This window comes from Flavobacterium cupreum, from assembly GCF_003996965.1.
Taxonomy (GTDB): Bacteria; Bacteroidota; Bacteroidia; order Flavobacteriales; family Flavobacteriaceae; genus Flavobacterium; species Flavobacterium cupreum.
In genome coordinates, this window is the sequence record NZ_QWDM01000002.1 from 24888 (window position 1) to 36082 (window position 11195).

The window sequence follows — 11195 nt, forward strand, 5'->3', positions numbered from 1 at the left end:
GGTAACAGAACTTGCTCAAAGTTTTTTGCCACGAATTTCACGAATTAAATAAAATTTGACCACAATACAATTCGTGAAAATTAGTGAAATTCGTGGCAACCTTTTTTTTTATTATTTTAAATTATAGTCATTTAATATCATTATTAATTTATCTAAATCTTCCGGCAGGTGATTGGCTGTCACTACAATTCTGTTTAGATTATCTGCATTTTGTTTGTATTTAAAACTGGCGATTATAATCTTATTTTCTGCTAATACGTCAATAACATTTTTGTCTTTCAGATAAATTAGAGGATAATTTTTATCAAATTTAATGAAGTCATTTTTGATTAGTTTCTCATCGATGTACTTCAGGTTCTCAAGTAATTTTTGATGTTGTTTGGGATATATTTCAGCAGCATCAGCTAAAGTTTGTACGAAAGCAGGATTCATTCCGGCTGCAGAAGCGAAGATTTCTGATTTTTTTATTTGATCGATAAAAGAAGCATCGCTTGCAATTACACCTCCCGTTAAGCCAAAAGCTTTGCCTAAAGAAGAAACCATAATCTTTCTTTTTATCGGAAGATTGATTTCAGAATAAATTCCACAGCCATTTTTTCCTAAAATTCCCAGAGAATGAGATTCATCGATAAGAAGCGTGATTTCTTTTTTTTTCGAAATTTCTCTCAAAATATTTAACTCAACCGGATTGGTTTCAAAAGAAGGAACTCCGTCCGTTAGGATTGTAATTTTTTCTTCTTTGTCATCAAGTAACGTTGAATTTATTTTACCGGCAATAAAAACCGGTAAGCTGTTGTTAGTTTGAATCGCCGTGTGAACATCACCAAAATGAAAAAAAGTATCAGTTTGTTTTTTCAATTCGTCGATTACCAGTTTTCCGGCCAACATTCCGGAGGAAACGGTAGCTACAGCTTCTACTTTACTATAATTTGCCAAAAAAATTTCTCCGTTTTCATATGCTGTAACTTTCACATTTGCATTTCTCGAACTTCCATATGTCGTTCCCCATTTCAGAATATTTTTTACGACCAATTCCTGAAAAGCTCTATTTGTTGACAAACCCAAATATGCTGTTCCGCCAAAATACAAATACTGTTCCTGGTCTATTTCGATCATTCGATCCGGAAATTGATTGACATTCATTACAGCTAAATTAAAGTTACACCCGTTCCGTTTAGTTCTGAATAGTGAATTATGCCATTTTTTATCGTTACTCCGGTTGCGATATCCTGTGCCAAAAGCAATGCACCGTCCATGTCAACATAATCCAGTTGCGGTAATAAATGGGCGATTGCCGAGATTCCCACGGTAGATTCTGTCATACAGCCCACCATGGTTCTAAGACCCAGTTTTTTGGCCTCTTCGATCATGCGTTTCCCGGGGGTCAGTCCGCCGCACTTAACCAATTTGACATTTACACCATGAAAATAGTGATGGCATTTTGCAACGTCTTCTTCAATAATACAGCTTTCATCGGCAATAACCGGCAAAACGGAATGTTTATAGACTTCTTTGTGGGCTTTCCAGTCGTCTGCTCTAATAGGTTGTTCCAGAAACTCAACGCCTAATTTTTTTAATTCAACGGCATTGTTAATGGTTTCTTCAACTCCCCAGCCGCAATTGGCATCGATTCTGAAAATGGCATCCGTATGTTTTCGTAACTCTTTTACAATGGCAATATCTTCCTGGGTTCCCAGTTTAATTTTATAAATCGGCCACGGCAGTTCCTGCATTTTAGAGACCATTTTTTCTATGGAAGCAATTCCAATGGTGTAATCGGTCATTGGATTTTTGTCAGGAGAATAGCCCCATAATTCATATAGTTTTTTCCCTTTTTTGCGGGCATACCAATCGTTATAAGCCAAATCCAAAGCGCATAACGCAAACATGTCGTGTTGTAAATAAGGATATATTTTGGCCCAAAAAGCTTCGGGAGTTTCGTTTTCAGTACTTTCAATAAGATTTCTGGTGGCTTCTAAATCCTGCATCATGACCGGAACCGTTGTTTTGTAATACGGATTAGAGGTGGCTTCTCCAAAACCGGAAAAACCATCACTTTTGAGTTCAACAATCAACGAAGGCTGAAAATCAATAGATTCCCTGGAAATGGTAAAAGTGTGTTTTAGTTGTAGATTGTATGCTCTTAAAATCAATTCCATAATGTGTGTTTTAATTTAATATTTCAGCCATGAAAGTGCGCCAACAAAGCTGTCACGCCAGAGTTTTTCATTATGTTGGCCGCCTTTTACAATTTTCGATTTAGTAAGGTGAAGACAGTAACAACGTTTTGTATCTAATAAACGTTCCATTTTGGTCATATCCTGCACCATGTTCTCATCTTCTTTGTCACCGCATAAAAAGTAAATTTTGGTTTTAATTTTTGGCGTTTTTTCCGTTAAGGTGTAAATGTCTTTCGAGAACCAGAAAGAAGGGGAAAATACGGCGGCTTTGCCAAAAACTTCAGGGTGTTTTAAAATGGCATAATACGAAACCAGTCCGCCAAGTGAGCTGCCCATGATAAGGGTGTTTTTGGCTTTTGTTTTGGTCCTGTAGTTTTTATCTATGTATGGTTTTACTGTCTTTACGATAAAATCGAGATAATTATCTGCATTTCCGCCACCGTATTTTTCATTTTTGAAGGGTGTTAATTCATCGATTCGTTTTTCGTTTCCATGTGCTATTCCGACAACAATTACCTTTGCTTTCAGACTGTCCAGTTTTTCGTCAACATTCCATTCGCCTACGTAAGAAGTTTTGGCATCAAACAAATTCTGCGCGTCGTGCATGTAGATCACGGAGTATCTTTGGTCTGAAGCGCTATAATTTTCGGGTAAGTAAACCCAGATTTGTTTTGTGGTTTTAAGTTGCGGGGCTTCAAGGATAAAAGTAGAAACGTTTTTGGAGGCGGTACTTTCCTGAGCCCTTACACTAAAGATTAGAACTGAAAAGATAAAAAAGAAGAATACCCGATTCATATGCTCTATTGTGTTTTAGATTTAAAAACAATATTTTAGCTAAAAATAATAAATTGATGGATACCGAAGCACAAAAGAGAAGTTTACTTTTAGAAATGATTGCTTTCTCAACAGTCGATGGTCAGCTGCATAAAAGAGAATTGGAATTTTTATGGCTGGTGGCCCAGGAATTGAATATTGAGAAGAAAGATTTCCAGGATTTATTTCATCAGGAAAGCGCTCCGATAAGGATAAAATCGGAATTTCAGCGCATTCAGCAATTCTACAGACTGGCTTTGATTATGCACTGTGATGGTGTCCTGCATGAAAAAGAAGCCAAAGCGATACAACAAATCGCGATAGAAATGGGATTGAATCCCAATGCTACCAAACGGATTTTAGATCTGATGCACAAAGCACCAAATGCAATGATTAACCCTAAATTATTATTGAAAGTTTTTCAGGAACAACACAATTAATTGGCGTAGTATAACTCAGATTAACCTTTTTTTATAGCCATTTTTAAGCCTATTCCTGTTTGAAAATCGGGAGCATTATCTAAATTTAAATCTTCTCTGAAATAGACAAAATAAGAAAATTTTCTTGTTGAGTACGTACAGATAAAATTCCATCCTTCTAAATTGTCATACAAATGAGATATCGTTTTTTGCCAATGTGTATTTATTCTTTCTCCCGTTAGCACAATATGATCGATATCTTTCTTTTTAAAATAGGAAGTTTGAAAATTATAATTAATGCCATACGAAAGATGGTTCTTGTTTTTGAGTTTTATTTTGTACTGAACAAGGGCTTCAAAGCTGTATAAAAAATCCTGATTGCTTATATTTACCCGATCTCCGTATTCTATAAAATGCTGACGTAAAATTCCTCCACTGGCACCAAAACTTAGAATGTTTTTATCTTTGATAATCATTTTTTTAAGAATAGAAGAAGAAATTCCAAAATCAGCAACAGGATTATATCGAGAAGTATTAATACCAAGCTGAGCACCAAAATTTAGATAAATATAATGTTTTTCATTCATCTCTAATTTAGGATAATAGTTGTAATTGATATCAATTCCGGGAATCGTAAAATTACCATTATTCATTGTCAAAACTTTATCGTTTTCATCTTTATAGGATATTCCAGCTTTATTTAGACCATAATATTGTCTCGAAAATGGATCTTTTCCACCGGCAATGTTGCGATGAAACCATTCTATTGTTTCATCTGAAGTAAAAATAGAATAAGGATATTTTCCACCATCAAGAGAATTAGCACGCAAACTGAAATTAAGTTCGTGGTGAACCGTAATAGGCAATGTAAAAGTGAATCGATACGATCGAATAACTCCGTCTGCTGCAAATTCTTTAATTTTAGAAGGAACTTTATTTAAATCAAATGAATATTCACGATCATGCCACGGTAAATTTTCGGCTGTTTTTTGATCGTTTGGATCTGTTAGTTCGTATGATTTTACATAAGGAAGAACAATATTTCCACTTGAAACCTCAAATAAAAAAAAATATTTATCAGGAGACCGAACATTAAAATTGTGATTTAATCTGGAAATATAAATTCCAAATGGATGAGTAGAAAGTATATAAGGCTTTATAATGTCTGAAGAATTTTCCATTTCTTTATTCCAAAAATCGTTGTTATCAGATTGTGCTATGGCGTGGCAGCTAAAAACAAAAAAAATAAAAAGGAGTAAAGAATGCTTCATTTCAGAGTTTTAAATTTTGTTAAAACTAATGAATTTGAAATTCTTTATAAAATATTTCACAGACAAATTTAAGAATAAATTCCTCTTTGTTTTTTATTCAATTGTTTTAAAATGATGTTTTTAAGGCAATTGTTCCTGTAGTTTTTTAATATCATCACGTAATTTCGCGGCCTGTAAAAAGTCCAAATCTTTAGCAGCTTTTTCCATAGATTTTCGTTTCTCGCGAATCATTTTCTCCAGATCCGGCTTAGACATGTATTTGGTATCCGGTTCGGCAGCTGCTGTCAAAGTATGTCCCAATTCATAGTCCACCAAAGGGTTTTTGGTAAAGGCACTTTCAATTTTTTTGTTTAGGGCCTGCGGTGTAATATTGTGTTCTGTATTGTAATTGATTTGCTTGGTTCTTCTATAATCAGTCTCGTCAATCGTTTTTTGCATACTGGCCGTAATTTTGTCGGCATACAAAATCGCTTTTCCATTCAGGTTTCTCGCCGCACGACCAATGGTTTGGGTTAAAGATCTGTGGCTTCGAAGGAAACCTTCTTTATCGGCATCGAGAATCGCAACAAGGGAAACCTCTGGTAAATCCAAACCTTCACGAAGTAAATTCACACCAATCAAAACATCAAAAAGACCTTTTCGTAAATCCTGCATGATTTCGATACGTTCTAGTGTATCGACATCAGAATGAATATAGCGACAGCGGATATTTACTTTCGTTAAATACTTGGCTAATTCTTCGGCCATCCTTTTGGTTAAAGTAGTTACCAAAACCCTTTCATCCAATTCGCAACGCACCTGTATTTCTTCAATTAAATCATCAATCTGATTTAAACTCGGACGGATTTCTATAATCGGATCCAATAATCCCGTCGGACGAATCACCTGTTCGACGTAAACGCCATCGGTTTTTTCTAATTCATAATCGGCCGGTGTTGCAGATACATAGATTACCTGATTTTGCAATGCTTCAAACTCTTCAAATTTCAGAGGTCTGTTGTCCATTGCGGCAGGCAAACGGAAACCGTATTCTACCAGGTTTTCTTTTCGGCTGCGGTCACCTCCGTACATGGCATGAACCTGCGAAACGGTTACGTGACTTTCGTCAACGACCATCAAATAATCTTTAGGGAAATAATCTAAGAGACAGAAAGGTCTCGTGCCGGGTAATCTTCCGTCAAGGTATCTTGAGTAATTCTCGATTCCCGAGCAATATCCCAGTTCACGAATCATTTCTAAGTCAAAATTGGTGCGTTCTTCCAGACGTTTTGCTTCCAGATGTTTGCCTGTTTCTTTAAAATAATCGACTTGTTTGACGAGATCCTGCTGGATGTCCCAGATGGCGCCCTGTAAAACTTCCGGAGAAGTGACGAACATATTGGCAGGATAAATGGTCAGCTTTTTGAATTTCTCAATAACCTGTGAAGTCTTGGCATCAAAAGATTCTATTTCTTCAATTTCATCTCCAAAAAAGTGAATCCTGAAAGCATCATCAGCGTAACTTGGATAGACTTCAACCGTGTCTCCCTTGATTCTGAAAGTTCCAGGTGTAAAATCGGCTTCTGTTCTCGCATATAAACTTTGCACCAGACTGTGTAATAATTTCGTTCTTGAAATAACCTGATCTTTTTCGATGGCGATTACGTTTTTCTGAAACTCTACCGGATTTCCGATACCGTACAAACAGGAAACAGAGGCAACCACCAAAATGTCACGGCGACCGGAAAGCAGGGAAGAAGTAGTGCTTAAACGCATCTTTTCAAGTTCTTCATTGATCGATAAATCTTTTTCGATGAAAACCCCTGTTACCGGCATAAAAGCTTCCGGTTGATAATAGTCGTAATACGAAACAAAATACTCTACCGCATTATTCGGAAAAAACTGTTTGAACTCCGAGTACAGCTGCGCGGCCAAAGTCTTGTTGTGTGCTAAAACCAAAGTTGGTTTCTGCACTTCCTGAATAACGTTGGCTACCGTAAATGTTTTACCGGAACCCGTTACACCGAGTAAGGTTTGGTATTTTTCACCATCAACAACTCCTTGTGCTAATTTTTGAATGGCTTGCGGCTGATCGCCTTTTGGACTATAATCTGAGGAAACTTGAAACTCCATTTTTGAGGGATGAAAATTTTAGTTTTGTAAAGATACAAAGTTTGAATCCTATAAAATAGTGAGTTGAAATTAAAAATTCAGACTATTTCAAAAAATCAACAATCGCATCGTTTACAATTTTGGGTTGATCTATGGTTAAAAAATGTCCCGCATCTTTTATTGTTTTTGTTTTACCGTTAACCAAGTATTTTTGGGCTCTTTCGAGGCTTTCCTCAGAATTGATAACATCCGTATCGCCAATTAAAACTAAAACCGGATTTGAAATAGACTTGAGTTCATCGCCTGAAAAAGGATGCATTTTAAGCATGCTCGAATTCGATTTTGCATATTTATTGGCCAGATAAAATTGTCTTTTATAAACCGGACTAATTTTTTCAGGATGCGTAGCAAAAGTTTTTAATGTTTTTCCGAATTTCTTTTCACTCGGAAACAATTTGAGCATTAGGGCAGAAGAGGTTTTACCGACTTTATCGATAAATTTAAAGGTTTGCGCCGGACTTAGTAAAACTACTTTGTCTATTGAATTTGTTTTTTGAGTCGCCAGTAAAGTCGCAATCCAGCCGCCTCTTGAAGCGCCTATAATATCAAAGTTTTTTAACTTATAATACTTGAATATCTCATTGTACCAAATTGCAATTTCTTCTGATGAAAGCGGTTTTGAGGTCATCGTTGATTTTCCGGGTTCCATTAGAAAGTCAATGGCGTAGACGCGGTAGGTTTTGGCTAAAGCTTTAATATTGGGATACCACATCGTAGAACTGGCGTCCATACCGTGAAGCAAAACCAGGTCTTTACCGTTTTTTGGGCCCGCCATTACAACATGGGCGGTGCCGTACGAGGTTTTTATATTTTCTTCTGTATACGGAATTCCCCAAAGTTTCAGGGACTTGTCGTAGGTAGTAATGTAGGCGTTTCTGTCTTTTCTGGTTTGAAAAATGTAATCGTCAAATTTTGCCTGTTTTGTTGAAGAACAGCCAGCCAGCACAAGAAAAAAAAGTAACCTGAAGAGTAATTTTGAAATATTCATAAAATTCAATTTACACTAAAGGTACTTCGAAAGGGTCTGAATTAGTATTAGAATTTTATTTTAAAGTATCAAAATTACAATGTTGTGTAGTTTAAAAATTTGACCATTTAAAGTGTCGGATATAATTCACTGAAAACTCTTATTTTTTTTAATGAATGTAATCCTGAGCGAAGTCGAAGGCTTGTTATAGTAAAGGGCTTCGACTTCGCTCAGCCTGACACCAATTTTAAATGACCACAACGAGATAATTTAAATTTTCCAGCTTTTTTGCTGGGCTTCTGTTAAGAAAGTCCATGCTATAATCCGGCTTGTTTTTTGGCCCTGGGCCATGTCAATCGTTTTTATGGAAGCAGCATTTACTTTGTTTAAAGTTTTATAAATACTCGAAAGATTTTCTCTTTTGGAAACCAGGGTAGTGAACCACAAACACTGCATTGGGTATTTGGCGCTTTCGTAAATCATTTGGGTTACAAAACCAATTTCACCACCGTCACACCACAATTCGGCATTGTGGCCTCCGAAGTTTAAAACAGGATTTGTTTTTTTCTTTTCTTTTGGATTCAGGTTGGAAACTTTTCTTACCGTACTTTGATTGGCATCTTCAGCCGAGGCATGGAAAGGCGGATTACAGATGGTAAACGTAAAACGATCTTCGGGCGTTATGATATTTTTGAAAATAAAACGTGCTTCGGTTTGCTGTTGCAGACTTATCGCATCAATTAGTTTCGGGTTGGCTTCAATAATTTTGCTGCAGTTTTCAATTGCTTTCGCATCAATATCTGTCCCTACAAAACTCCAGTCATAAATCGCATTTCCTAATATCGGATAGATGCAATTAGCGCCTGTTCCGATATCAAGGCCTAAAACAGAATTTCCCTGTGGAATAATTCCGTTGTTGGTTTCTGCTAATAAATCGGCGAGATAATGGATATAGTCGGTGCGTCCGGGAATCGGCGGGCAAAGATAATTAGCCGGAATATCCCAGCCCTGAATGTCATAATAGGTTTGTAATAAGGCTTTGTTAAGCGTTTTTACAGCTTTTGGATCACTAAAGTCAATAGTTTCGATACCATGAACGTTTATCGCGACATGGTTCTTTAATTCCGGACAATTCGAAATAAGAAGTTCGAAATCATAGCGGAAACGATGCAGATTTCTGGGATGTAAACTGTTTTTTTCGGAATTGTCTGTTGCTTTCATTTTGTGAATTTGGGTGCAAAGATAGGCATTCCTTTTGGAGGAATGGGGGTTATTGAAAATCCAATTTTTTTAAATTCCAAATTCCAAATTCCAAACTCCAAATTCCAAACTCCAAATTCCAAATTCCAAATTCCAAACTCGATAAATGTCCCTTGACTAATCCATACACTCCATCAGCAGTAAATCGCCGTCAGTATGTGTAATTGTGACGAGACCATCGTTTTTCACCGAATTGCTGCTGCCGGTTCTGTAGCCAATGGTAAGCGTGTCGTTTTCCAGCGGATACTCTAAATTGGTAGAGAAAATACCGTTTACCACTCCAATCGGAATTAATGAAATCGGTGTTTTGGCCGTATACCACTTTTCGAATTTACGGGGAAGCAAAAATATTTTCGAATGATCGTCGAGAATGACAATTTTAAGTAAATTTCGGTAACGAACGATGTTTGTTAAATTCGTTATCGTGTGATCGGCACGTCTTCCGGTGGCCCAAACCACGTTGGCAGCGGGAATTTTGCGATCAATCAAATAATCAAAAGCCTTCTCTAAATCGGTTTTGTTTTGATCCGGTGCATATACAATTTCAATCGGATATTGGGCTGTTTTGTAGCTTTCAGGATCAAAGCCATGATCGAAATCGCCCAGAAGCACGTCAACCTTTATCCCGAGATCAATAACTCTTTCGATAGCCGAATCGAGAACGATGACCAGGGGTGACCATTCGAGTAACTGACCTAATAATTCCGGATCGCAGGCGGCTCCGTTGGCAATGATTAAAGCAGGTTCCTGGTCGTCGCGTACGATATGGTGTGAAGACATTTTTTAATTTAATTTTAATTTTGAATTCAAAGATATGGAATCCCGGAAACTTAGTCCGTGAAAGGCTAATCTAATAATCTCCTGTGATAGGTGATCTGCCCTAAATGATAGGCTAAATGGGTGGAAAGATGTACCAGGAAAAATTCTGTTGTCATTTCTTTTTCGAAAACAATTAACGGATAAACAGCGTCCAGATCAGCCTCGGTCAGTGTGTCAAGTGCCTGACGGACTACTAAAATAGTGTCCTCAATTTTTTGAATCAATTCGGCTTTCGGAATATCTTTCAACGAAAATTCCAGTTCACGATTTCTGATATAACCGGTTTTGCCGATTTCTGCCCCAATGTACGTATTGATGTTTCCGATTAAGTGCAGGCAAAGATTTCCGGCCGAATTGGAAATGTTTTTATCAATTGCCCAGATTTGGGTTTCATTTTGATACGACGCAATCTCCAGCTTCAATTTGGTAAGATCGCGGTCAAAAAGCGATTTTAAGGTTTCGATTAACATAACTCTTTTTTGTTTGTATTATTCTATAATATATTTTCTGACATCAGTTTCGCTAAGGGAAAAGTACCCCAGCGGATAATTGGCTTTATCAGTACTGTTTATAATATTGCCTTTTACAGTTGCCGGAGGGGACTGAAATGGACCGCCAACATTGTTTCCTGCAATACTTACTAAGATATTCATATAATTGTAATATTGTTCAGATATGCCATAATGGATGATCTCAATCTGATCGCCTGCTTTTAAGTCCTCATCATCGGAACTGCTGTAGATTTCGTTTCCCTGATAAAATTTATCTTCAGTGGCATAAAAAGTAGAGGTCACTTTACTGGAATAGGTGTATTTGAATAAATAGAAATTATCTTCATTTCCCGGATCATTATAAAACGCTTTGACTTCAATGTCTTTTCCGGTAAAACCGCCTTCGTTGTTTTGTTCAATTCGGCTAATCGGTGCTACCGATTTCATGGTTTCACTTGCCGTATAGGTTAGGCCGTTTGTCACTACGGTCAATGTATATAGTGCGTTGATTACAGGTTTGAAATTATTGCAGACATAACGTCCGGTTTTAGAAACCTCAGTAAAATTGAATTGTTCGTTCTGGCTGTTTCTTATAAAAACAACTGCGCCTGAAACAACCGGAATCTTATTTTCAAAATAACCGGTAGTTGTGGTTAATTTGATGGATTGCTGTGCACCATTTGTTCCTTTTCGCCAGTTGATTGCTGCTTCAATAACCAATTTAGGAGGAGCAGTATCCAGATCGACATCGACTACTTCTTCACAACTAGTAAAGAATAGGGAGATAAAAAATACGATTAATAAGGTTGCTTTTTTCATGCTGT

General features: G+C 36.9%; 11 protein-coding genes. 1 reads left to right on the forward strand and 10 read right to left on the reverse strand.

All coding sequences use genetic code 11. The features are described 5' to 3' along the window. Positions 1-111: 111 nt before the first annotated feature. From D0817_RS02695 to D0817_RS02705, 3 genes are read right to left on the reverse strand one after another with little or no spacing between them, the layout of a single operon-like run. Positions 112-1143, reverse strand: coding sequence for an aminotransferase class I/II-fold pyridoxal phosphate-dependent enzyme (locus D0817_RS02695; RefSeq protein WP_127336866.1), 1032 nt, complete (start codon positions 1141-1143; stop codon positions 112-114). Positions 1144-1148: 5 nt separating this feature from the next. Next, a complete protein-coding gene (locus tag D0817_RS02700; RefSeq protein ID WP_127336867.1) occupies positions 1149-2159 on the reverse strand; it encodes a dipeptide epimerase in 1011 nt (336 codons plus the stop codon). A 15-nt stretch (positions 2160-2174) separates the two neighbouring features. Beyond that, a complete protein-coding gene (locus tag D0817_RS02705) occupies positions 2175-2975 on the reverse strand; it encodes an alpha/beta hydrolase (protein WP_127336868.1) in 801 nt (266 codons plus the stop codon). A 56-nt stretch (positions 2976-3031) separates the two neighbouring features. Between D0817_RS02705 and D0817_RS02710 the strand changes: the two genes are divergently transcribed. Further along, on the forward strand, positions 3032-3433 hold the full coding sequence (locus D0817_RS02710; RefSeq protein WP_127336869.1) for a TerB family tellurite resistance protein: 402 nt from the start codon (positions 3032-3034) through the stop codon (positions 3431-3433). A gap of 20 nt (positions 3434-3453) precedes the next feature. Here the strand turns inward: D0817_RS02710 and D0817_RS02715 are convergent, their stop codons facing one another. From D0817_RS02715 to D0817_RS02745, 7 genes are all read right to left on the reverse strand, one after another. Continuing rightward, positions 3454-4683: a hypothetical protein gene (locus D0817_RS02715; protein ID WP_127336870.1), complete on the reverse strand. Its 1230-nt coding sequence runs from the start codon at positions 4681-4683 to the stop codon at positions 3454-3456. 120 nt (positions 4684-4803) lie between these two features. Further along, complete coding sequence (gene uvrB / locus D0817_RS02720) at positions 4804-6795, reverse strand: excinuclease ABC subunit UvrB (RefSeq protein ID WP_127336871.1); 1992 nt, start codon at positions 6793-6795, stop codon at positions 4804-4806. Between the two features lie 82 nt (positions 6796-6877). Next, positions 6878-7822: an alpha/beta fold hydrolase gene (locus D0817_RS02725; protein ID WP_127336872.1), complete on the reverse strand. Its 945-nt coding sequence runs from the start codon at positions 7820-7822 to the stop codon at positions 6878-6880. Between the two features lie 249 nt (positions 7823-8071). Continuing rightward, positions 8072-9022 (reverse strand): 23S rRNA (adenine(1618)-N(6))-methyltransferase RlmF, encoded by a 951-nt coding sequence (gene rlmF / locus D0817_RS02730; protein WP_127336873.1) that lies wholly within the window; start codon positions 9020-9022, stop codon positions 8072-8074. A gap of 156 nt (positions 9023-9178) precedes the next feature. Next, a complete protein-coding gene (locus D0817_RS02735) occupies positions 9179-9841 on the reverse strand; it encodes a thiamine diphosphokinase (protein WP_127336874.1) in 663 nt (220 codons plus the stop codon). Positions 9842-9906: 65 nt separating this feature from the next. After that, positions 9907-10350 (reverse strand): DinB family protein, encoded by a 444-nt coding sequence (locus D0817_RS02740; protein WP_127336875.1) that lies wholly within the window; start codon positions 10348-10350, stop codon positions 9907-9909. Between the two features lie 18 nt (positions 10351-10368). Continuing rightward, entirely contained in the window at positions 10369-11190 is an 822-nt protein-coding gene (locus D0817_RS02745; RefSeq protein WP_127336876.1) for a DUF4249 domain-containing protein, read from the reverse strand. Between the last annotated feature and the right edge of the window lie 5 nt (positions 11191-11195).